This window comes from Arthrobacter sp. Z5-13, from assembly GCF_056499105.1.
The window spans coordinates 2383528-2406277 of the sequence record NZ_CP096460.1; the positions used below are offsets into that span (position 1 = coordinate 2383528).

The 22750-nt window shown below is 63.2% G+C and carries 23 protein-coding genes; 13 read left to right on the forward strand and 10 right to left on the reverse strand.

The window, feature by feature from the left end:
- Window positions 1-40: 40 nt before the first annotated feature.
- The gene (locus M1E02_RS11380; protein ID WP_479374379.1) at window positions 41-979 is read left to right on the forward strand and encodes a 5'-3' exonuclease; all 939 of its coding nucleotides are present in this window, start codon (window positions 41-43) and stop codon (window positions 977-979) included.
- Here the strand turns inward: M1E02_RS11380 and M1E02_RS11385 are convergent.
- The 3 genes from M1E02_RS11385 to M1E02_RS11395 form a co-directional block, all read right to left on the reverse strand.
- Window positions 942-2012: an LLM class flavin-dependent oxidoreductase gene (locus tag M1E02_RS11385; protein ID WP_479374380.1), complete on the reverse strand. Its 1071-nt coding sequence runs from the start codon at window positions 2010-2012 to the stop codon at window positions 942-944. The two genes, M1E02_RS11380 and M1E02_RS11385, sit on opposite strands and share 38 nt — an antisense overlap.
- An 84-nt stretch (window positions 2013-2096) precedes the next feature.
- On the reverse strand, window positions 2097-2672 hold the full coding sequence (locus M1E02_RS11390) for a dihydrofolate reductase family protein (RefSeq protein ID WP_479374381.1): 576 nt from the start codon (window positions 2670-2672) through the stop codon (window positions 2097-2099).
- A gap of 359 nt (window positions 2673-3031) precedes the next feature.
- Window positions 3032-3517: a GNAT family N-acetyltransferase gene (locus M1E02_RS11395; RefSeq protein WP_479374382.1), complete on the reverse strand. Its 486-nt coding sequence runs from the start codon at window positions 3515-3517 to the stop codon at window positions 3032-3034.
- A gap of 147 nt (window positions 3518-3664) precedes the next feature.
- On the opposite strand from M1E02_RS11395, the gene M1E02_RS11400 reads away from it, so the two are divergent.
- The 7 genes from M1E02_RS11400 to M1E02_RS11430 all read left to right on the forward strand — a co-directional run bounded on the left by M1E02_RS11400 (window position 3665) and on the right by M1E02_RS11430 (window position 11931).
- On the forward strand, window positions 3665-3793 hold the full coding sequence (locus tag M1E02_RS11400) for a hypothetical protein (RefSeq protein WP_479374383.1): 129 nt from the start codon (window positions 3665-3667) through the stop codon (window positions 3791-3793).
- Window positions 3794-3960: 167 nt separating this feature from the next.
- Window positions 3961-5259, forward strand: coding sequence for an SWIM zinc finger family protein (locus tag M1E02_RS11405; RefSeq protein WP_479374384.1), 1299 nt, complete (start codon window positions 3961-3963; stop codon window positions 5257-5259).
- Window positions 5256-6734 carry a DUF5691 domain-containing protein gene (locus tag M1E02_RS11410; RefSeq protein WP_479374385.1) on the forward strand — a complete coding sequence of 493 codons (1479 nt, stop codon included), beginning with the start codon at window positions 5256-5258 and terminating at the stop codon, window positions 6732-6734. The genes M1E02_RS11405 and M1E02_RS11410 overlap by 4 nt, the downstream gene beginning before the upstream one ends.
- On the forward strand, window positions 6731-7837 hold the full coding sequence (locus M1E02_RS11415) for an ATP-binding protein (RefSeq protein ID WP_479374386.1): 1107 nt from the start codon (window positions 6731-6733) through the stop codon (window positions 7835-7837). The genes M1E02_RS11410 and M1E02_RS11415 overlap by 4 nt, the downstream gene beginning before the upstream one ends.
- 63 nt (window positions 7838-7900) lie before the next feature.
- Entirely contained in the window at window positions 7901-10213 is a 2313-nt protein-coding gene (locus M1E02_RS11420) for a DUF5682 family protein (protein ID WP_479374387.1), read from the forward strand.
- Window positions 10210-11403 (forward strand): VWA domain-containing protein, encoded by a 1194-nt coding sequence (locus M1E02_RS11425; protein ID WP_479374388.1) that lies wholly within the window; start codon window positions 10210-10212, stop codon window positions 11401-11403. The genes M1E02_RS11420 and M1E02_RS11425 overlap by 4 nt, the downstream gene beginning before the upstream one ends.
- Before the next feature lie 78 nt (window positions 11404-11481).
- A complete protein-coding gene (locus tag M1E02_RS11430) occupies window positions 11482-11931 on the forward strand; it encodes a GNAT family N-acetyltransferase (RefSeq protein ID WP_479378135.1) in 450 nt (149 codons plus the stop codon).
- Window positions 11932-11951: 20 nt separating this feature from the next.
- Here M1E02_RS11430 and M1E02_RS11435 read toward each other — a convergent pair whose 3' ends face one another.
- Window positions 11952-14003: a glycoside hydrolase family 36 protein gene (locus M1E02_RS11435; RefSeq protein WP_479374389.1), complete on the reverse strand. Its 2052-nt coding sequence runs from the start codon at window positions 14001-14003 to the stop codon at window positions 11952-11954.
- Between the two features lie 271 nt (window positions 14004-14274).
- Here M1E02_RS11435 and M1E02_RS11440 point away from each other — a divergent pair, with 271 nt between their 5' ends.
- The 4 genes from M1E02_RS11440 to M1E02_RS11455 all read left to right on the forward strand — a co-directional run bounded on the left by M1E02_RS11440 (window position 14275) and on the right by M1E02_RS11455 (window position 16951).
- Window positions 14275-15195, forward strand: a complete 921-nt coding sequence (locus M1E02_RS11440; RefSeq protein ID WP_479374390.1) for an SDR family oxidoreductase — start codon at window positions 14275-14277, stop codon at window positions 15193-15195.
- Window positions 15196-15246: 51 nt separating this feature from the next.
- Complete coding sequence (locus M1E02_RS11445; protein WP_479374391.1) at window positions 15247-15822, forward strand: HhH-GPD-type base excision DNA repair protein; 576 nt, start codon at window positions 15247-15249, stop codon at window positions 15820-15822.
- Window positions 15823-15905: 83 nt separating this feature from the next.
- Entirely contained in the window at window positions 15906-16490 is a 585-nt protein-coding gene (locus M1E02_RS11450; protein WP_479374392.1) for a histidine phosphatase family protein, read from the forward strand.
- A gap of 92 nt (window positions 16491-16582) precedes the next feature.
- Window positions 16583-16951, forward strand: coding sequence for a nuclear transport factor 2 family protein (locus M1E02_RS11455; RefSeq protein WP_479374393.1), 369 nt, complete (start codon window positions 16583-16585; stop codon window positions 16949-16951).
- 18 nt (window positions 16952-16969) lie between these two features.
- On the opposite strand, the gene M1E02_RS11460 is transcribed toward M1E02_RS11455, so the two are convergent.
- The 4 genes from M1E02_RS11460 to M1E02_RS11475 all read right to left on the reverse strand — a co-directional run bounded on the left by M1E02_RS11460 (window position 16970) and on the right by M1E02_RS11475 (window position 20463).
- Window positions 16970-17581 (reverse strand): TetR/AcrR family transcriptional regulator, encoded by a 612-nt coding sequence (locus tag M1E02_RS11460; protein WP_479374394.1) that lies wholly within the window; start codon window positions 17579-17581, stop codon window positions 16970-16972.
- 128 nt (window positions 17582-17709) lie between these two features.
- The gene (locus M1E02_RS11465) at window positions 17710-18504 is read right to left on the reverse strand and encodes a strictosidine synthase (protein ID WP_479374395.1); all 795 of its coding nucleotides are present in this window, start codon (window positions 18502-18504) and stop codon (window positions 17710-17712) included.
- A 33-nt stretch (window positions 18505-18537) separates the two neighbouring features.
- Window positions 18538-19395 carry an alpha/beta fold hydrolase gene (locus tag M1E02_RS11470; RefSeq protein WP_479374396.1) on the reverse strand — a complete coding sequence of 286 codons (858 nt, stop codon included), beginning with the start codon at window positions 19393-19395 and terminating at the stop codon, window positions 18538-18540.
- Window positions 19396-19467: 72 nt separating this feature from the next.
- On the reverse strand, window positions 19468-20463 hold the full coding sequence (locus tag M1E02_RS11475) for an NADP-dependent oxidoreductase (protein WP_479374397.1): 996 nt from the start codon (window positions 20461-20463) through the stop codon (window positions 19468-19470).
- A 428-nt stretch (window positions 20464-20891) separates the two neighbouring features.
- Between M1E02_RS11475 and M1E02_RS11480 the strand changes: the two genes are divergently transcribed.
- Window positions 20892-21236, forward strand: coding sequence for a DUF4913 domain-containing protein (locus tag M1E02_RS11480; RefSeq protein ID WP_479378136.1), 345 nt, complete (start codon window positions 20892-20894; stop codon window positions 21234-21236).
- Window positions 21237-21242: 6 nt separating this feature from the next.
- Here M1E02_RS11480 and M1E02_RS11485 read toward each other — a convergent pair whose 3' ends face one another.
- Window positions 21243-21569 carry a hypothetical protein gene (locus tag M1E02_RS11485; RefSeq protein WP_479374398.1) on the reverse strand — a complete coding sequence of 109 codons (327 nt, stop codon included), beginning with the start codon at window positions 21567-21569 and terminating at the stop codon, window positions 21243-21245.
- Between the two features lie 154 nt (window positions 21570-21723).
- Window positions 21724-22110: a hypothetical protein gene (locus tag M1E02_RS11490; protein WP_479374399.1), complete on the reverse strand. Its 387-nt coding sequence runs from the start codon at window positions 22108-22110 to the stop codon at window positions 21724-21726.
- Window positions 22111-22750: the final 640 nt, after the last annotated feature.

The window sequence follows — 22750 nt, forward strand, 5'->3', positions numbered from 1 at the left end:
GGCTACGAAACCTCCCGGCAGATTTGTGTCAGGATCAGTTATGCCTGACCGCCTGATGCTGCTCGACACCGCGTCGCTGTACTTTCGCGCCTTTTATGGCTTGCCCGATACGATCCGCCGCGCTGACGGCACTCCGGTGAACGCCGTTCGTGGTCTCCTGGACATGATTGCCCGGCTGACCACCGACTATGACGCGACGCATCTCGTTGCGTGCTGGGACGACGATTGGCGTCCGCAGTGGCGCGTGGACCTCCTCCCCACTTATAAGTCGCACCGGGTCGCCGAGGTGGTAGCGGGAGCTGCCGATGTTGAGGTGGTGCCCGACGCGCTTGAGGCGCAGCTTCCGCTGATCCGCCGGGTGCTGGAGCTCGCCGGCATCGCCGTGGTGGGGGCTCCCGAGCACGAGGCCGACGACGTCATCGGCACTTACGCCAGTCACGCCGACCTCCCGGTTGATGTGGTGACAGGCGACCGTGACCTCTTCCAGCTGGTCGACGACGCCCGTCAGGTGCGCGTCATCTACACCGCCCGGGGTATGAAAAACCTGGAAGTCATCACGGAGATCGTCATCGTGGGCAAGTACCGCGTGCTGCCCCAGCAGTACGCCGACTACGCCACCCTCCGCGGCGACGCTTCCGACGGGCTGCCCGGCGTTGCCGGAATTGGCGAAAAGACGGCAGCCTCGCTGCTCAAGGAGTACGGCACGCTTGAAGGGCTGCTGGAGGCGGCGTTGATTCCGGGAAGCGGGCTGTCCGCACCGGTTCGCGCGAAGCTCGCCGCAGCCGCGGACTATCTCGTGGTAGCGCCAACCGTCGTAAACGTTGTGCGTGACCTCAAGCTGCCGACGCTTGAGGAGGCAGGCGCGCAACTGCATCCGGTTTCCGGCGATTCTCGCGCTGAGCTTGAAAGTCTGGCCACCGAATGGAACCTCGGCGGCTCCGTCAGAAGGCTCCTGGAAACCCTCGAGCGGCGTCGCTGAGTTTTTCGGCGCCCGTCTGGCCGGTTTGAGAGAAGATCCCGGCCAACAGCCGGTCGGATTCTGACTGGCCGACGACGTCGAAAGCCCCTCCGGTGACCAGCAGCTCGTCGGCTCCGGTAACCTCAGCGAGGGTTTCAAGCTGGCGCCGAACCTCGGCGGCGGTGCCGTAGATCGACGTCGAGAGGCTGCATTGGACGGCAGCGCTCTCCCGGGGAGTCAGCCTGCTCTCCACAGCGTTGTCCACCGGCGCCAGGGCAGTGAACTCGCCGGTGGTCCGGGATCGCGCGAGGGCGATCGCTTCAGGCAGTAGTAGATTCCTGGCATCATCAGGGCTCGAGCCCACGGAAACGTTTACGGCAATCATGACGAACGGCTTGTTGAACCAGCCTGATGGGCGGAACTGCGCCCGGTACCTCTCCAATGCCGGTATGTTTCCGTTCTGATCAGTCTGAAACAGCGCTGGCCCACCCAGGACCACCGCCAGGCCGGCACGAGCGGCTATGTCGATGCCGGATCCAGTGGCCAACACGAAGACCGGAGGGAGCGAAGCGTTTCGGGGGCGCACAGTCACCGGTGCTGAACCGGACAGGTAGCCGAGGAGTTCGGCCAGATCATCTTCAAACCGCTCCGCGTCCTGCTTCCCGTTCCTCAGCGCTTTCCGCACAGCCTGGGTGAAACCAAGGGAGCGGCCTAAGCCCAGGTCGATCCGTCCGGGATGAAGGGCCTCGAGGGTTGCCACCTGCTCTGCAACCACCAGCGGCTGGTGGTTGGGAAGCATAATCCCGCCCGAACCGACTCGAATGGAATGGGTCCGGCCGGCAACGGCTGCCATCAACACGGATGGGGCCGATCCGGCGATGCCAGGCACTGCGTGGTGTTCGGCCACCCAAAATCGGTGGTATCCGAGTTGCTCGGCCAGCCGCGCGCGGTCCAGCACCCGATGCAGGGCTTCGGAAGCGGAAAACCCCACCCTGGTGTTGGCGCGGTCGAGAATGGATATCCGTGCGGGTAGGGGCATATTGGGTTGAACCACGGTGGTCCCGGAGGAATTCCTGCTTCGGCTCGGGAAGCCTCCTAAGCCTGGCTTACGTGCCGGCGGGACGTCCTTAGGACCTAATTACCGGGATCTGACTGCATATTCGAGCTCGATCAGCCCTTTGTCGTACGGCTTTGCGCTCAGCAGGTTCAGCAGAGCGGGGTCCTGGCCGGCAGGAAACACGCCGCGCCCCGATCCAATCGCGACGGGCATAACAACGAGCCGCACGCCGTCGACTTCGCCTGCGGCGAAGAACGCCTCGCTCAACGTCAGGCTTCCCCAGAGAACTACGGTGCCATCGGTCTCTCCTTTAATACGGCGGATCGCCTCGACGGCATCACCGGACTCGATGGTTGCCTCCTGATACTCTCCCCACGGCGCCTTCTCGAGCTGCCGGGAGAACACATAGCGGCGGAGCCCGTTTAGAGCCGGCGCAATGATTTCCCCCTCTGATGCAGGAGTGGGCCAATACTCCACAAACATCCGGTAGGTGGATGCCCCGAGCACCATGGCGTCCACGGTGTCGAGCCAGGCGAGCTGGTTTCGGTCGAACTCTGCAGTGCCACCATCGAGCAATTCGTAGGCGTTGAACTCGTTGTTGGCGTTGGCTGCAAACCCGTCCGCTGTCACGAATTGCTGCACAACCAGTTGTCCCATTGTCCGGTCCTCCCTTGTGTCGTTCGAGGGACTTTACGCCGGGCCTGGATAGCCTTCAACCCCTTGGCAAATAGCCACCCGCTTGGGCGGGCCGCTGCTGCTTCAGGGGGGACAATGAATAGTCGACTACGACTTCGGAGCAGCACTTTACGGCTCTCGATTTTAGAACTCCTGTTCTGTTCTGCTGTGCACAACAGGGTGAGCCAGCCTGTGAAGCATCTGCTCATTCTCCGGCCCCTACCGCTCCCGTCCCGTCTGCGTGGGCGACCAAAACTAAAGGACCGGCAACACCGGTGCCGTCCTACACTCCTTCGGATATTTGCTTGGATCACACACAAATATCGAGATAGAGGTTAAGGTCAGTTGCTTATGCTCCAGATGTACTGGTTGAAGCCGTTTTCGTGCGCATCAAGTGTGAAGCCGAGGCGGCTGAGGATCCGAGTGGACACCGTATTTTCAGGGTCCACACGGGCGATAAGGAAGGCCGTCCCAAAGAGTTCGGGAATTTCGGTGACAGCTCGGTCGACCATGGCGCCGGCGATCCCTTTGCCCCAGTGGCTGGGAGATACCCAATAGCCAATCTCAACGCCGTCGAGCTTGCGCGTCGAGACTACTAACCCCACTGGCTCGGCAGCGTCCTCGGCGATAAACCAGCGAACGGCCCCAAGCTGTTCCAGCGGGGTCAGGTCAAGAGCAGCCGCGGCCCGGGCCGCTATAACTTCGTCGTGCCAGGGTTTTCCATCTCCGATGAAGCGTGTCACTCGATCATCGCTTGCCATGCCTGCGAAGAAGGGCACGTCCGTGCCGTGAAATGGGCGGAGGGAGATTGCCGGAAGTTTCGCCATGGAACAAGCTTTTCACGTGAGGGCGAGATCGCTCGCCATGGCGAGGTGCAGCTGCGCCGCTGGTTTTCGTCTGCAACGTTCCCAGGGAGCACTTCTGCGTACATCGAGGCTTGCCTACGCCCTGTCCCGCAAGACGGATCTTCGAACATGCTCGCTGAGGACGATGTCGCAGCTGTCCTGTCCCGAATCACCGGGGTGGATCTCCACGAAGAGTTCGCCACAGTCGTTACCACCGCGGACCTGCTGGAACTGACGAGGCAGATTGCTGCCCCGTAGCCGTCCCTCGAGCTGATAGCCGGCTTTCTCGCCAACCATGGGCGGGCCTTCGGCAACCCCCACAAACGCTGACCTCGAACCATCAAGGGCCATTGCCCTGCCTCCTTGGCCGCCAACACAGCCGTCCTTCCCTTGCAGTGCCCCGCGCATCGGGCAGAATGAGCATCATGGTGCGTTGGAGCGAGGAAAGAGTGGTGGGCGCAGCCCCGGACCAATCTTCTTTGGCAGCTGCCCGCAAGCTGGCTCGTCCTGGCCCTTGGTCCGATACCGGCAGCAACGATGTTCTGGTGTGGGGCAAATGCCAAGGTAGCGGAAAGACCCCGTACCAAGTGAGTGTGGACACCGCCACGCCTGCCTACCGTTGCTCCTGCCCGAGCCGGAAATTCCCGTGTAAGCACGCGGTGGCGCTGCTTCTCCTCTGGGCCAGGGGTGAGGCGGCCGACGCCGGCGAGGAGACCGCGGACTTCGCACAGGAATGGGCAAAACAACGGGAGGACCGCGCCGCAGACCGGGAACGCCGCCAGTCCGGGCAGCAGCCGGACCCTGTAGCCCAGGCCAAGCGGCTGGCTGACCGGTTGGCGCTGATGGATGCGGGGATCGCGGACTTTGCCCGATGGCTGACCGACCTGGTGCGGACAGGACTGGCTGGCGCCCGCAACCAGCCTTACTCCTGGTGGGATAGTGTGGCCGCCCGGTTGGTCGATGCCCAGCTGCCCGGTCTTGCCGAGCGAGTGCGCACGATGGGATCTGATGTGCATGCCCGCAGCGACTGGGCCGACCATCTGCTGTTTCACGCGGGCCGCTGGTGGGCCCTGACCAAAGCCTGGGGCATAAGGGACCAGCTGACCCCTGACGAGTTTGCGGATCTCCGGGTGGCCGTGGGATGGGCCACGGCCACCGCCGAAGTTCAGGGCACCAATCCTTTGCCGGGTCCGTGGCTGGTACTCGGCGCACACCGCAGCGATGACGGGCGCCTCCAGCAACAACGGACCTGGATCCGCGGACCCGGCGGAAAGGTCGCCGTCGTCCTTGACTTTGCAACCCAGGGTCAAGCACTCGCGACACCTCAACTGGCGGGGGCTGAACTGGACGTCACAGTCGCCCTGTACCCCGGCTCGGCCCCGCAGCGGGCAATGTTTACCACCACGGTTGCACCGCGTGGATTGGTCAGCAGCTTTGGTGAGGGCTGCAGCATTGCGCAGGCGCTGGAACAGGAATCGGCGGCCGTCGCATTCTCGCCCTGGCGCGAGCGTTACCCGGTGCTGCTGAGCGGAGTCCGGGTCTCAGCTTCCGGCCCTGGCTGGCTGCGTGACGGATCTGGTGATGCCCTGCCCATTATGGATGCTTCCTTGGATTCCTTAATGGCACTTACCGGCGGCTATCCTGTCGACGTGTTCGGCGAGCTGGAAGAGGGCCGCGTACGGCCGCTGACCGTCGTCGCCGGCGAAACGGTGATGACTCCATGAGCTGGCTGGCTGAGCTCCGAACCGTTGCGCTTCTCGGCACGGGACGGCAAGCACCGCCGTCGCCGCCCCTGGATCTCGGGTTCCAGCCACCGGACGGTCTGTCGCGTGAGGAGGCCCTCCTCGACCAGGCAGCCTTGGCCGACGTCGTCACGCGTGCAGTTCGCCGGCCGAGCCGTACCGACGGCATCGACACCGCGGGCGGGCACGATGAGGAGGCGCCCCCTGACGATGCCCCCGAAGTTTCCGGCGACGCCGCCCGGTTGCTGGAACTGCTGCTTACGCAGCCACCGGTCGGCCTGGAGCTCCGCGCGCAACTCGTGGCGGACTGGCTGCAGCTTGCTATGGAATCCCGACGGCGGGTGCCGCACCGGTCGCTCCCGGCGCTGCTCACTCTCGCTGACACGAAGCCAGGTGTTGCGGAACATTTGCATCCCGCAATCGGAACCCGGGGCCGCTGGCTCCAGAACATCACCCGGCCCAAGGAATCTGTCCCGTCTTCTGCGAATTCTTCTGCGAGCGCCTCTCATTGGGCAGTGCTTGGCAGCGCCGATGCAGCCGCAGAACTCGAACGGCTCCGGCACACCGACCCCCGGTCCGCCCGCGACCTCCTGCTCACGCAGTGGGACTCGCTCAGCGCACGGGAACGCGCCGCCCACCTGGGCATGTTCGCAACAAACATCCAGGCGGACGACGAAGAGCTGCTTGAAATGGCCCTGGACGACAAAGCGAAGAGTGTACGGGAGGTGGCCGCAAACCTGCTGGACCGCCTACCCGCCAGCGCCCGCGCCAGCAGGATGGCCTCCCGGTTGCGCCCGCTGCTGCGTGTCAAAGGGTTGCTGCGCAAACAATTCGAGATCGATCTGCCTCCTCAGCCGGATGCTGCAGCCCTGCGCGACGGGATCGCGCCGGATCCCCGCACAGGTGAACCGGACCGGCTCGGCCGGCTGGACACAATCATCAGAGGTGCTCCCCTCGACGTGTGGACGTCAGTGGCTGGCCTCAGTCCGGCAGCTACCCTTGCGCTTCTGGAAGGCGAAACCCGGGTGGTCAACGGAATCCTCGAAACAGCGGTTCTTCGCGCGGACGTCGACTGGGTCCGCGCGCTCTTCAGCGTCCGCAAGGACGTGCGCCTGCTGAACTGCCTGCCCGACCGCGAGCGCGAGCTCTCACTGGTGCGTTACATCCGCGACGGCGGCACGAATCCGATAACACTGGTCCCCCTGCTGCGGGACATGCCAAGGCCCTGGGCCCGGCCGTTGGCTGAAGAAGTGCTCAAGCTGGTAACTGCCAAAAACGGTGGCCAGCTGGCCGGGATGCTGGCGGGGTTCCTCCCACAGGCGATTCCACTCGACCTGGCCGAACAGTGCCAGCACCTGCTCGCGCGTTCAGACGAGGAGGCTGCGCGGCGCCGCGTGCTTCGTGACGTCGTACAGTACCAATCATTCCGAAAATCACTGACGGAGGCCTTCCGATGACAGATGCCTACTCCCCTACGGACGTTCTTCGCGCCCACGCCGAAAACGCCTACGCCGATGAACTCCGGGAGCTGGCAGCCGCTGACGACAGGCCCCGGCCCCCCAGCTGGCGCCTCTCACCCTGGGCGGTGGCCACGTACGTGCTCGGCGGCACCCTGCCCAACGGCGTCGAGATCAGTCCGAAGTATCTGGGTTCAGCGCGACTCGTGGAAATCGCCGTGGCGTCACTTGCCACGGACCGGGCACTGCTGCTGTTGGGAGTCCCCGGAACAGCGAAGACCTGGCTGAGCGAGCACCTTGCTGCGGCCATTTCGGGAACGTCCACCCTCATAGTTCAGGGCACTGCCGGGACTCCGGAAGAGGCACTCCGGTATGGGTGGAACTATGCGCGGTTGTTGGCCGATGGCCCGTCCCGCGCAGCGATGGTGGCCGGGCCGGTGATGCGGGCCATGGAGACCGGAAGCCTGGTGCGGGTGGAGGAGCTCACCCGCATCCCTTCGGATGTGCAGGATTCCCTCATCACCATCCTCAGGGAGAAGATCCTGCCCATCCCGGAGCTCAATGCGGAAGTCCAGGCGCGCAAGGGATTCAATGTCATCGCCACGGCCAACAACCGCGACAAAGGGGTCAATGACCTCTCGTCGGCCCTGCGCCGTCGCTTCAACACCGTGGTGCTGCCTCTCCCGGACACCCTCGACCAGGAAGTGGAGATCGTGACCACCCGGGTCCGCAGTCTCGGCACGGCCCTGGAGCTTCCGGCCGATCTGGCGGCACTCTCCGAGATCCGCCGGGTGGTCACCATCATGCGGGAACTGCGTGCCGGGGTAACCCAGGACCAGCGGACCACGCTGAAGTCGCCGTCCGCCACCCTTTCCACCGCCGAGGCTATCTCGGTGATGACAAACGGACTGTCTCTGGCCGCGCACTTCGGTGACGGAACCGTCAGGGCCCCGGACGTGGCGGCAAGCCTGGTGGGCGCTGTGGTCAAGGATCCCGTGCAGGACCGGGTGATCTGGCAGGAGTACCTGGAGACCATCGTGCGCAACCGTCCGGACTGGAAAGACCTCTACCGGGCCTGCCGTGACCTTGAGACATCGAACTGACCGCCGTCGGACCGGCGGCACCCAAACACCCATGACACGAACCCCAATGACACGAACCGATCCATGACAGACGTCCACGTCCTGGGAATTCGGCACCACGGGCCGGGTTCCGCACACTCGGTGGCCGAAGCTCTGGCAACCCTCCGCCCGGATCTGGTGCTGGTTGAGGGTCCGCCGGAACTTGATCAGGTTCTGCCGCTGCTCTCGGATCCGGAGATGACGCCGCCCGTGGCTGGGCTGATCTACGTGGCCGACCAACCTCGGCTGGCCTCGTTCTATCCGCTCGCGAGCTTCTCGCCGGAGTGGGTGGCCATCCGCTGGGCCCTGTCGACCGGAACAGAGGTGCGGGCAATAGACCTGCCCGCGGCGCACAGTTTCGCCCTGCGCACGGCCACTCTGCGCACTGAACCGTCCACATCAGAGGACGACGGCTCAGAGGACGACGGCGGCACTTCCGACGAAGACCCCGGCCCCGTTGTCGAGGTGCAACAGCCATACCGCCCAGATGCCATCGGGATGCTTGCTGAGGCAGCAGGGTACAGCGATGCTGAGCGCTGGTGGGAGGATGCGATCGAGCACCGGGACGCCGGCCCTGTTGACCGGTTCGCCGCCATCACCGATGCCATTGCGGAAATCAGAGCGGCAGATAGCAGGACCAGTGAACACCCGGACGTGAAGGAGAACAACCTGCGGGAGGCGGCCATGCGAAGGCTGCTCCGTGCCGCCATCAAGGAAGGGCACGGAAGCATCGCCGTGGTCTGCGGTGCCTATCATGCCCCTGCACTGGTCCCCGCGGGCTTTCCCCCGGTTTCCGCCGATAACAAGTTGCTGGCAGGCCTGCCCAAGGCAAAAGTTTCCGTGACATGGGTGCCGTGGACCTCGGATCGGCTCAGCCTGCGCAGCGGATACGGCGCAGGTGTCACCGCGCCTGGTTGGTACCAGCATCTGTTCGCCCACTGGACCGGGAAAGATTCCACCGGGGATGTGGCAACCACCTGGCTGGTCCGGGTTGCCCGTATTTTGCGCAAGGAAAACCTGGACGCCTCCACAGCCTCCGTGGTGGAAGCAACCCGGATGGCGAGTGCACTGGCGGCGGTGCGTGGGCGGCCCAGCCCCGGACTCACCGAACTGGACGATGCTGCGCAGGCCGTACTTTGCGATGGCTCACCGCTGCCGCTGGCTTTAGTACACCGGGAACTTACCATCGGACTTGAGCTGGGGAACGTGCCGGAGTCCGCGCCGACGGTTCCGCTGGCTGCTGATCTCGCTGCCACTCAGCGCGGGCTGCGGTTGAGGCCCAGTGCGATGGAAGAGGTTCTGACGATCGACCTGCGGAAACCGAATCAGCTGGCACGTTCGGTGCTGCTGCACAGACTGGCGCTGCTGGGAGTTGACTGGGGTGTCCCCACTGAAACCGGCCGGACCACAGGCACGTTTAAGGAGGCGTGGACAATCCGCTGGGAGCCGGAGCTCTCCGTGTCCGTGGTGGAAGCCAGCCGCTATGGGACCACCGTTGCCTCGGCGGCCGCAACGTTTGTTTCCGAACGCGCCCAGGCTGCCACTGACCTCGCGGACCTCAGCGACCTGCTCGCAAACTGTCTCCTGGCCGATCTTCCTGACGGGATCAGCGCCGTAGTGTCGGTCCTCGCGGAGCGTGCCGCTTTGCAGCAGGATGTTCCGCCCCTGCTTGAAACCATTGCGCCTCTTGCCCGGACTTGCCGATACGGCAATGTGCGGGAGGTGGACGTTACCGAGGTGCGGAAAATTCTTGACACAACTGTGGTCCGGGCGTGCGTGGGACTGCCGGTAGCTTGCGCAGGCCTGGACGACGAAGCCGCCGTACTGATGCGGCGGGCGATTGACGCGGCACAGCATGGTCTGTCACTTTTGCCGGAGCTGCCGCTGGACGACTGGCACCGGGCGCTCGCAGCGGTTTCAGGTTCGGATCGGATCCATGGAGCCGTAGCAGGGCGGGCCACCAGGCTGTTGCTGGACGCCGGCTTGGTGGACAGAGATCAGGTCGCGGCCAGGCTCAGCCGCCGGCTGTCCATCGCCACTCCGGCGCCGGAAGCAGCCGCTTGGCTCGACGGGCTGCTATCAGGGGACGCCGTGCTGCTGATTCACGACCGGCGCCTGCTGCAGATCGTCGATGAATGGGTAGCCGGTGTGCAGGACGAGGTCTTCGGCGACGTGCTGCCCCTGCTGCGCAGGACTTTCTCGATGTTCGGGCCACCAGAACGTCGGGAGATCGGCGAACAGGTGAGCCGGGTCAATGTTCTCGCCGAAACCACAAACCCGAAGGCACTTGACCTGGCAGGAGCGGGACCTGCAATCCGCACGATGGCCAGATACCTGGGATGGGAGTCCAAACCGTGACTGAAGCGAACCCTGGTGGCCGCGACAGGCTCAGCCGCTGGCGCCTGGTGCTTGGCGGGCATGACGCCGACGGCGTCACAACCTCCGACGGCCAGAGCGTAGCCCTCTCCGCCGTTGACCAGCTCCGTGACCGTGCCCTGGATGAACTGTACGGGCCTCCGAAAAAAGGGCCGGGAAGCCTGGGCGCATCCAGTCCCCGTGTGGCCCGCTGGCTCGGCGATATCCGTGGATATTTCCCTTCCTCCGTAGTCCAGGTCATGCAGGCCGACGCAATGGAGAGGCTCGGATTGCGGCAGCTGCTCCTCGAACCGGAGATGCTACGCACCGTACAGCCGGACATCGGACTGGTGAGCACGCTTATCGGGCTGGGCCGGGTTATCCCCGAACATTCCCGCGAGACCGCCAGGACGGTGGTCCGCCAAGTTACCAGCCAGCTAGAGGAGCGGCTGCACGCCAAAACGGTTCAAGCCGTCTCCGGGGCATTAAACAGGGCCGCGCGAACGCGACGCCCCCGCCATCGGGACATCGACTGGAACCGTACTATCGCGGCCAACCTTAAGCACTACCAGCCCGAGCATCGCACCATCGTGCCGGAGCGGCTGGTCGGGTACGCCCGCCGCAGCACCGAAGTGCAGCGGGAGATTATCCTGTGCATCGACCAATCCGGATCGATGGCCGAGTCGGTGGTTTACTCCAGCGTGTTCGGTGCAGTGCTCAGCTCACTTCGGTCGGTCCGCACACGGCTGGTGGTCTTCGACACCGAAGTTGTTGACCTGTCAGAGGACCTGGAGGATCCGGTGGATGTGCTCTTTGGCGTGCAACTCGGCGGCGGCACTGACATCAACCGGGCCCTCGCCTACTGCCAGAACCAGATCACTCAGCCGACCGAAACAATCCTGGTGCTGATCAGCGATCTGTACGAGGGCGGAATAGCCGAGGAAATGCTGAGGAGAGCCGCCGCCATCGTCGGATCGGGAGCCACCATGATAGCCCTGCTGGCGTTGAGCGACAGCGGCCATCCGACGTTTGATGCAAACCATGCAGCCGCCCTCGCGGGGATCGGCGTCCCCGCATTTGCATGTACGCCTGATCTGTTTCCGGAGATGATGGCCGCCGCCATTGAACGCCGGGATGTGGGTGAATGGGCCGCTGCCCAGGACATCGTGACCAACCACGTAACGCAGCAATGAACATTGTTGCTGGTGGACGCCGGGACACGGGCCGGGGATGATGAAGCGGTGACCGCTGATGAACCTGTAAACGCTGATATCCCCCGGCGGGCTACTACAGCCGATGCCGCTACAGTTGCCCAATTGCTTCACGATTTCAATACAGAGTTCGATACTCCTACCCCCGGCCCGGACGCCTTGAAAAGGCGCCTGACGTACCTCTTGGCGGGTGACGATGTGGTCGCATTGCTCGTCGGCGAGCCGGCTACCGGACTCGCTGTGCTCAGTTTCCGGCCCAACGTCTGGTACGACGGGCCCGTTGCGATCCTTGACGAGCTCTACGTCCGTCCCCGGGTACGTGGTCAACGGCTGGGCAGCGCGCTTCTTGCCGCTGCCTGTGACCTGGTCCGGCGTCGGGGCGGGGAACTCATGGAAATCAACGTCGACCGCGATGACACCGATGCACGTCGTTTCTACGAAACCCGGGGGTTCAGAAACACCGAACCTAATCGGACTGATCCGCTGCTTTACTACTTTCGGGAGCTATGAGCTGGTGTCCGGGCGCGGCGTTACCTCACCACGAAGATCCGGGCAGCGGAACCAGCTGGAACTTCGACGACTGGCAGGCCCGTTTCCGTGCGGATCTTCCACTCCGGCAATGCCACCGGATAGACCTGCTCGATGGTCTTACCGCTCAGACCTGGCAACATGACATCTGCGGCCGCGCCGCGCGACCACAGCGCCAGCAACGATTCGGAACCCGAGTTCAGTTGCAGCGCAATGACGTCGTCATCCCATCCCGGCAAGCCGAGCGGCCACACCGGATGCGCCTCGGCGATGCGGTGCCGCCAATCCTTGTGGAGCGCAACAGCTTCGCGGACAAGCGCGAACCGTTCGGCGTCGAGCTCTGCGAGGAATCCCGAGAGGTAGAGCCGGCCCATCACACCCGCCGTCATGGCGAAGGCCGTCTCCTCCACGCTCATCGACGCGGCAGGGTACGCCCAGTTCCCCGCCTGCTCGGGGAGGACGCTAGCGGGCGCGGCGGCGGCGATGGCCGCGTACCGCCGGAAATCCTGCTGGTCACTGGTGGACTGCAGGTGCGCAACGGACAGCAGGTTGTAGTCCATGCGCATTCCGCCCGAGGAGCAGCTTTCGAACAGGACCTCAGGGTGCCGCGCCTGGGCGTCGCTCAGCCAGCTACGGAAGGCCAGCGTGTGCCCGAGGAGCCCGGCCCCAGGCCCCTCGGCGTCCACATCAGTGCCGACGCCCGAGTTCACGTTGTAGTCGAGCTTGAAGAACCTGATTCCGAACTCGTCCACGAGACGGTCCACTGCCTCGTCCAGATGGGCGCGGGCCGCCGGGTGCCGGAAGTCGAGCTGGAAATGCCCCGTTTCACTCACACGCCGACCATACCGCCGGAAAAATGCCTCCTCGGGCAGCTGCCGCCCCAGCGCAGCGTTGGCACCGACAGCCTCGGGTTCGAGCCAGATTCCCGGGTGCATCCCTTTGGCGCGGATCGCGTCGATGACCGAAATCAGTCCACCGCTGAACAACCCCGGGGCCTCGTGCCAGTCCCCCGCGTCCGTCCACCAATTGGCGCTGCCGAACCATCCGGCGTCGATACAGAAGTACTCCGCGCCCGCTTTCGCCGCGCCCTCGATGAGCGGCAGCTCCTTCTCCGTGGACGGACCGGCCATGAGCGTGTTCATGAAGTCGTTGTAGACCACCGGAAGCTCCGCATCTACCGGACGCATTTCGCGGATGGCACGCCGATAATCCGTAAGCGCCGCGAAGGCCGCGTCCCGGCCGCCGTCGGCGACGCAGAACCCGGCGGGCGCCGTCGTAAACTCACCTCCCGGAGCCAGGCGTTCAGCGAACTGGTGATACAGATCAGTCGGGCCGTATACGCCGACGGTGACCGTTCCCTCGGTCTGTGTCACCTCCCAGTGCCAGCCCGCGCTGGTCTCCACCTGCCATGCGAAGGAGGGCCCGTCATTGACCGCGAGGACTCCGGTGGGCAGGAACTCCCCGCTCGAAAAGGAACCGTGGCTGGTCACGGCGAAGTTCCCGCGCGGATGCCGGTTGTGGAACGCCGGGCTGATATCGGGCAATAGTTCGGAGACCGGACGTTGATGCCAGCGCCCTTCGGCGAGCCATTCGCTTTCGCCCCAGAGCAAGTCGTGGTCCCCCTCGGGGACGGCCACGAGGGCAGAGCTCACCGACAGGAGCACGAGATCTCCTTCTGCACCATTGCGGACGGTGTGACTGATCTGGACTCCCGGCCCTGCCGCCCGGAAAACACTGGTCACTTCAAGGCCGCTCTCCTGATCACCCTGGCGAATCCGCAACTCGTCGCCGACCACTTCGTGGCTGGTGTAGCGGAGCCGGGGGCCGGCACCCCACAGCAGGAGGCTCTGGTTGAGGCGGGCACGATGCTCCCCGGCAGTGCTCACGTCTACGATCGGCGACGGCGCCACCAGTGACACGCCACCCGGGCCGGCCGCCCAATGGATGAGGCGGACAGGGTGGTCATCGCCATGGTCAAACCGCAGGTGCAGTCCGGGATGAACCCACTCGATGGCTGGTTCCGTGTCGTGGCGCTGCAGGTCAGTCGATGTCACGCTTGCACTCCTCATTCGATCATTGCGTAGGGATGGGCCGGTCAGGGTCGAATCCAAGCGAGGGATTCTGATCTTGGTCACCTGCACAGCCACCACAGGCCAACCACATTGCAGCTACTTTAGCTGTGGCGGCGACGGTGGGCAATCGTTTTCCTACGCCTAGTACGAAGCCGATACAGCGCGGGAAAAAGCCCTGCCCCTTCAGTCGGGTTGCTGCAGGTCACGAAGAGTAGATGCCCACTGGCCCTAAACTTTGCGAGACACTACGTTTATGACTGACATGGGACCTGTATTGGTGGTGGGCGGTACGGGCATGCTCGGCGCCCAGGTTGTCAACGAGTTGCTGGCACTAGGAAAGGAAGTACGTGCCCTGGTGCGTGTCGGCTCGGATGCTGCCCGCCTGAAAGCTGCCGGGGCCAGTATTGCCCGGGGTGACATGATGATCCCGGGTTCGCTGAGGCGCGCGATGGACGGCGTCGACTGCGTGATCACTACTGCGGCAGGCTATACCCGGCATCGTAAGGGTGACACACCAGAAACCGACGTCGTCGGAAACGCCAACCTCGTTGATGCAGCGAGTGCCGCCAAGGTTCGCCGATTCGTCCTGACGAGCATCCTTACCTGCGACCAGACTCCTGGCGTTCCGCACTTCTGGCACAAGAAGCTGACCGAGGACCGGCTTGAAGCCCTGGGCGTACCGTTCGTGGCGCTTAGGCCTGGTGCGTTCTTTGACCAGGTAACCCGTTTCGGCGGCGATCCCATCACCAATGGACGCTTCCGCTGGCTCGGCGACCCGCGAATCCCACTCACGTTTGTGCTCACCCCTGATGTTGCTGGTTATCTTGCAGCGGCTGTGGATGCTCCAGGCATTGAAGGCCAGCGGATCGATATTGGCTGGGACAGGCCGGTAAGCATGCAGCAGGTGGCTGAGATCTCCGGCAGGCTCCTTGGTAAGCGGATGAAAGTGCAGGCCATCCCCACCAGGCTGGTCCGCACAATGAGCAGGGTCCTTGGACCGGTTAATCCAATGTTGAAGGACCTGGGTTCGATGATCGACTGGTTCCAGAGCGGCGGCTACGTCGCTGACATCACCCGGCAACAGGAGGTCTTCGGTACCGTGCCCGGCGCCGAAGATTCCATAGCCCGGCTGATCACCAGCCTTGGCCACTCAGTCGAGCGACAAGCCTTGTAACTCAGGGCAACGTCCCCTGACTCCGAAGACAGCCCATGGGAAGATTGGCGGATGGACCTGCATATCACCGGTGACTCCGCCGCCGACCAACTGCTCAGCAATGACGCTTTCGCACTCTTGGTGGGCATGCTGCTCGACCAACAGGTGACCATGGAATCAGCCTTTGCCGGGCCCGAAAAGATCCGGACCCGGATCGGATCAATGGCCCCCGCCGCAATTGCCGAATACGACCCCGCAGGTTTTGTTGAAGTTTTTAAGGAGCGTCCGGCTGTTCACCGCTTCCCGGGTTCAATGGCCGGCCGGGTGCAGGCGCTCGCCGAAACCATACAGCGGGACTGGGATGGGGACGCAGCTGCTATCTGGACCCGGGAGGACCCGGATGGACGGGAAGTGCTCCGCAGGCTGAAGGAATTGCCGGGGTTCGGTGAGCAAAAAGCGAAGATCTTCCTGGCTCTGCTTGGCAAGCAGCGCGGGCTTCAGGCAGACGGCTGGCGGGAGGCGGCTGGTGCTTATGGCCAGGCGGACTCATATCTTTCTGTCGCCGACATCGTTGACCAGGAGTCGCTGCGAAAAGTGCGGGCCAGCAAGCAGGCTGACAAGGCCGCTGCCAAAGCCGCAAAGACGTGATGTGATAGCTCCTTGGCCGTAGTGAACGGCGGTCCAGGGGGTCTGTTTGGGTGCCTGCACCCCTGTCGGGGCAGAATGAACGCGTGACTCATACGACTTTCGCCCTCGTCCGCCATGGTCAAACAGATTGGAACGCGCAGCGCCGGCTGCAGGGATCCACCGATATCCCGTTGAACGACGTCGGCCGTGGCCAGGCACGTGACGCCGTCGCCGTTCTGTCCGGCTATGAATGGGATGCGATCGTATCCTCACCGCTGAGCCGCGCCGCTGAAACAGCCGATCTGATTGCCGCCGGGCTGGGGCTCCACGTGGCCCGCCGGATACCCGACCTCGCGGAACGGAGCTTCGGACCAGCGGAAGGCCTCTGCGCCGGCCCCGATCTGGACGCACTGCGCATTCCCGGTGGCTACCTTGGCGCAGAGGGCGAAGATGATGCTGCCCACCGTGGGCTGGACGCCTTGGAGGCACTGGCGGAGGAGTTTCCAGGCGGCCGCGTCCTGGTCATCGCCCACGGCACGCTCCTCCGTCTAACCCTCAGCCGCGCCATCGGCCGCACTCTGCACAGCATCGACAACGCCACCCTCAACCTGGCCCGCCACCACCCCGCTGATGGCTGGCAGCTCGAGTATTTCAACGGCGAACGACTAGCTGTCGGCGTGGCAGGCTGACGGAAAGGTTCGCCAAGGCATAACGGAACTCTTGTCGGCGGTGACGTCCGCGCGTAACCTGTGAGCGAAACCGGTCGGCAGGAGGTCCAATCATGGCGTCAACAGAGTCAAACAAGGAAACCGTGGCACGTCTTTTCGATGCCTTTAGGGCCGGTGACACGCAGGCTTTCGGGGAGATGATCGTGGACGACTACAAGCAGCACAACCCGATGGCCGGGAATGGTCTACAGGCCGTGCAGAGTTTTTTTGAGCAGTTCGGTCCGGTCGACGTCGAAGTCCACCGTGTCATCGCCGAAGGTGACCTCATTGCAGTCCACGCGCACTACAAAACGTTCAATTCTGCGGGCGTCGACATATTCCGCTTCAACGACGACGGCAAGATCATCGAGCACTGGGATGTTCTCCAGGAAGTCCCCGCCACGACGGCCAGCGGGAACGACATGTTCTCGCAACTCACCTGAGCTCGAGGCATTAGTCGTTCAGGATGAGCGCGTCGGCAAGAGGACTCGGACCTGCTCGCCGATCTCGGTGAGGATTTCGTCCACAGAGTTGGAAATGTTGGTGGTGGCCGCCATGCTGACGAACATAATGGCCGAGACAATATGCGCGAGCTTTGCGGCATCGCCGGGCTCGACGCGCGCGTCTCGCCCGAAAACACCGGCAATGGCTTCCTCGGTCTGAACCGTCAAAGTGAGAGCTTCACTGTGGTGGGGTTCCTGGGGGTCGCCGAACACCAGTTCCCGGAGGTAGGTCCGGCCGTTGTCGACCTGTTTACGGTTGCACTCCACCACCGGGCGGACGATCGCCATCACCGCTTCCAGTACATCCGGGATCCCCTCGGCGTCCGCTTTGCCCTTGACCAGCGCATCGGCGTAGGTGGAGTTCTGTACCAGCAGGAGCAGCTCAGCCTTGGTCTTGGCATAGAGGAACAGTGTGCCCGTGCCGATGTCAGCTTTGTCTGCAATCTGCTGGGTAGTGACCTCATCCACACCAAACTCGGAGAAGAGCTGGAGGGCCGCTGCCGTGATGCGGTCGAGCTTGTGTTGCTTGTTGCGCTCGCGCCGTCCAACCTGCTGAGGGGTGACTGACATTACGTTTCCTCCGGAAAAGTATTCTGACTTTTGCTGGTTAGGGAGCATAGTCAGAACTGTTTAGCTCGAATCTGCCTTCGTTCATTCTTTCACGCAGCCATCCTGGTACCGAGGAAGACCGCCGGCGTCTACGCTTCGTAGTGAGGCAGGACCCGCCCCTCTTTCACATAGGTGAGCGCCGTGGTGACGTTGTAGCCATGGACGGCGGACGCCACCGACGCCAGGGGGTCGGACAGGTTCCTGACCGTGCTGCTTTCGAAGAATGCCGAGCGTGCTGAGGAGTCTGCGAAACCGAGGCTCAGTGAGGCATGGAAGTGCTGGTCTTTAGGGTTGTCGTGGGCGACATTAGGGGTGTCCCACAGCTTCTCGTTCCAGGGCATGAATACCTTGGTTCGGAGTTCTGTGAGCGCGCCCGTGTTCGCGAGTGCGGGGACGAGTTCATCCCTGACGAACTTCCGGAACGCGCGGGTGCCGACGCCCTCTCGTCGCCTGAGGTAGATCAGGGCCCTTGTGCCGGTGTCCTTACCGGTCCCACCGACGTCGTACCAGCGGGCAGTGTTGGGCAGCCCGGCGTAGAGCAGGGTGCGCCGGAATACGTTGATTTCGTCCTGGTACGCGAGGCGGGTCTGCTTCCGGCCCAGTAGCGGAGAGAGCACGGAGGCGAAGGTAACTTCGGCAACGCCATCGATCCGCCGGTCGGTGGGGATGGCCGTTTCGAGCCCGGCAGTGGCCGGCAAGAGCCCAGGATTGGTCTCGGCCAGGTGAATCTGGCGGTACTCGTTGAACCCCGGGGTCGGGGAGATGATCTTGGAGTGGGGTCCCTTCCAGTAGTCCATGCCCTGCTGTCGGGGCTGGTCTGTGCGGATCCACAGCATGATCGATGATGCGAACGGTTTCTTCGTATACGGAATGGTGCGGGACATTAGTTCGTCCTGTTACGCGGGTTTTGGGTGTGGTCAGTTGGCGAGGAACTCGACCGCGACGGGCGCGAACCGGTCGTGGAACTGGAAGATGCCGCCGTGGCCGGAGTCGGGGTAGATGATCAGCTCGGATCCGCTGATGCGGCGGTGCAGGTCGTTGGAGAGCACCGAGGGCACCATCCGGTCGTTGTCGCCGTTGGCGATCAGGGTGGGCTGGGTGAGTTTCGACAGGTCGGCGGGCGCCGAGCGGCCCCACTTCTTGATCGCCTTCAGCTGCGTCTGGAGCACCTTCACCGTGGCCGGTGCGTCACGGTCGACGGTGCGCTCCTGGAGCCGCTTCACGAACGCCTTGCCGGCCGGCTTGCCGGTGTCGTCGCGATTGAAGAAGAGGAACTCCTTCGGGTCGGACCGGGTCAGCGTCGCGCGCAGGATGTCCACGTACGTGATTCCGGCGACCTTGTCGATGTCCTTGCCGCCGGCGGGCCCGGTGCCGGTGAGCACGAGCTTGCGAACGAGCTCGGGGTGCTTGACCACGAGGGCCTGGGCGACCATGCCGCCGAGGGAGAACGAGAAGATGTCGATCTTGTCGAAGCCGAGTGCTCGGATGAAGGTGTAGGCGTCGTCGGCCATCGCCTCGACGCTGTCGGGCACCTGGCCGGTGGACGCCCCGACGCCGCGGTTGTCGAAGGTGATGACGTGGCGGTTCTTCGCGATCGGGTCGACGATGCGTGGATCCCAGTTGTCGAGGGTCGCGGCGAGGTGCACGAAGAAGACGACGGGGATGCCGCCCTTCGGCCCAAGCTCACGGTAGGCGTAGCTCACCCCTCCGGCGGTGATGGTGCGGGCCGGTGCTTTGGCGTAAGAGGTGATGACGGGTTCATTCAAGGCATTCACGATGGTGCTCCTATGAGAAGAGTTGTTGATTGAGCTGCGCGAGGGGCGTGCCTCGCTTGGTTCCAGACAGGGCTAGCTGTTGCTTATGACTGCTTTGCCGCGTATGCCGCCCTTTTCAAGGCCCTGAAGGGCCTGGGCAGTCTGGTCAAAGGGGAAAACCCGTCCGACGATAGGGCGCAGTGCACCGCTGTCAATGAGGGCGGTGATCTGGCGCAACTGGTCACCGCTGGCGCGCATGAACAGGAACTCGTAACTGACGCCCAGCTTCCTGGCCTGACGACGGATGCCAGCGCTGAGGCCTGCGACGGCGAGGCGCAGCACCGGATTCAGGCCTGCTTCACGGGCAAATGCCGGGTCCGGAGGGCCGGAAATCCCGATTGCCTTACCGCCGGGCTTCAGCACGCGGAGGGATTTTTGAAGGGTCTCACCGCCGAGGCTGTCCAGCACAAGGTCGTAGCCGCTCAGAAGCTGTTCGAAGTCCTGGCCACGGTAGTCGATGGCGATGTCTGCGCCGAGTCCGCGCACGAAGTCCAGGTTTCCGGCACTTGCCGTGGTGGCGACGGTTGCACCCAGATGCTTCGCGAGCTGGATCGCGATCGAACCGACTCCCCCGGCGCCGGCGTGGATGAGGACCTTCTGTCCCGGCTGGACATTGGCGCGCTCAACGAGGGCCTGCCATGCGGTTAATGCCACCAAGGGCAAGGATCCGGCCTCCTCCATGCTGATCGATTCCGGCTTGAGAGCCAGATCAGCCTCGTCGACGGCGATCCGCTCGGCGAATGTGCCGATACGGTCCTGATCCGGACGGGCGTAAACCTCATCCCCCGGCTTGAATGCGCGCACAGCGGCGCCTACACGGATGACGGTTCCGGCCACATCGTTGCCAGAAACCAAAGGCAGCCTGTAGGGCAGGATCTGCTTGAACTGGCCCGCACGGATCTTCTCATCGAGCACGTTCAGGCCTGCAGCCTGCACCCGCACGAGAACATCACGCTTCCCCACCGTTGGCTCGGGAACATCCGATTCCTCGAGTGGACCCTTGTACTCCTTGATGACGAACGCTCTCATGCTGCCTGCTCCTGGTCGGTGGAAGTTGTATGAATGGCCATGGCCCAATCAAATATACGAGTTTACTCAATTATGAGTTCACTCATTTATCTTGTCAAGGGGGCAGCGAGCATCGGCCTTAAAAGAGGAAGCCTCTACCAATCGGCAGAGGCTTCCTCTATTGATCCAGGAATATCAGGTCACTGAATGCTCCCCCGGTCCACGATGCGGCCGAGAGTTTATGGATTCCAGCAACGGGTGCGCCGGGGGTGATGAGTGGCCGCGGTCAATACCGCTGTCGTTGCTGCCCTCGAAGCCGCTCTGGATGAGGACATGCTTGTCGGCATTGCGGAAAAGGCTCAGGCAGCAGCACAGGCTAGGTCCACCCGGAGCCCGCTTCTGTGCAAGAGGATGTTCAGGAGGAACAATCCCAGCTGCTGTATCCGACCGTGGAAGCCTGGGTCACCGACTGGTTATCCCCTGGTTTCCGCAGGTCCACTGCAGGATTGAACAGCACTCACAGGTGGTGCAGTGACTGGTGGAAGCACGGGGAGGCGGTGTCCCGCCTCGATGTTCCGTGGCGGGCATGGGAGCACTTGAGGCTCGACCCGGCCACAGGATTAGGTGTCTGGTGCGGGGATCACTGCTCCCACAACACGGCAGTCCTCATGAACCCCGAGGAGCCATTCGGCAACTGCAAAGAAGGGCACAAGCCAGAGATAGCGCCGCTTCTGGTGTCTCCCGCTCCAGCCGGGATACAGCCGGTCGTTCACAGTTGGACCAAGCCTGAATAACCCGTCCTACGGGTTGCGAGATCCTGCGATGTGAACGAACTGACGCACACCAGGGTCCGCGTTTGGCAGGTCCCATGTGGGCGGTTCCTCATACCACTGGACATCATCGTTGGCAAGGACAGTGGAGTCGGAAGAATGGAAGTTGTAGCTGTTGTGCCCAAGAGTTGGGTATGCGGCATCAGCCAGAGATGCCCCCACTCCGATAAATGCCATTAGCACGACCGCAGAAGCAGCAATGCGTAGGAAGCCCAGTTTTCCTGACGGTGCAAAACGTTCGCCAGCGCTCCCGGCCAAGGTGACGGATGCACTGGTTTTTCCAATAAAAGCGGACATTAGAATGAACCTTTCAAGTAGATGTGTTCCGATCGGACTGCGCCGATGGCCAGCAGAGAAGATCATTACCGTTTCGCCCCCAGTCCCCCCGGTGTGGATCGGCTCCATCCGATCCACACTCGACTGAGGACGAGGCCTCAACGTCGTCCTCGGCCTAGTACTGGCGCCATTCCAACTGCGAGTAAACGCACTCGCCCGACCACTGCCCGCAGTACCACGTGCCGCCTCCGTACGCCAGCCCCCACGCAGTCACGGGCTCCCACACATATTGGTATCCGTCCCAGTACGTAACGTTAACTGTATTGTGGTACCTAACCGGTATTACCCCCCAGAGGTAGTACTCGGCCATGTCGCCGTTCGTGATGTTGATCGCCATCGCGTTGGCCGCCCCGCCGCCGGCCAGAGGCAAGCCCACCACCATCGCCAAACCTATGGCCAGCAGACTTAGCCGACGACGCAGGCGCCCACGTCCCGGATCCCGCCGCTGGGCGTCGGTCTTCAGGTTCTGGTCATTACCGTTTTTGCTATCCAACTTGAACATGTGTGACTCCTTTAAAAGAGGAAGCTCAGCTTCCTTGTTTGGTGTTTATTTCTCGTAAGAGGCTCTGAAGCTGCTCAACGGTCCCGCAGTGATTAGTCCAGGCAGTCCGGCCAGAGACCGTTGCCCCAGGTCTGGGGGTGCCCATCCCCTGGTGTGGGCTGGCAGTCCAAGGTTTGCCTCTCTGGGTTCCCCAAGGGGAACCACAAACCGGTTTCCGGGCATTGGACTCCGGTCGCAGCTTCGACGCGGACACGGCCGGATAGTTGACTGGTATGAATGCTAAGTGTTCCTATCCTTTTCATTTCGGGATCTCCTATCTGGACGGTGTTCCTGGGTACATTCCCAAGGTAGGTCTCGCCGATTCACGGAACCTTCTGGGATTCTTCAGACTCACCAACAGCAGATCCGCATCAAAGGGTTGGGCGTTCCTCATCGGCCGTGCACGGTTCCCGCCGACTGACTATCGGTTATGAATCGGCGCGGAAAGGGCGTCATCCAGTCAAAAGACGTCTGGTGAAATGCCTGGCTCCGGTTGCCCACGTGCTTGGCCCATCTAACTTGTGATGCGAGCAGGCACACAGGGGCTGGCTAGGCAGAGACCATCAAGCCACTTCTGGGACCCTCATGGTCCCTATAGCGC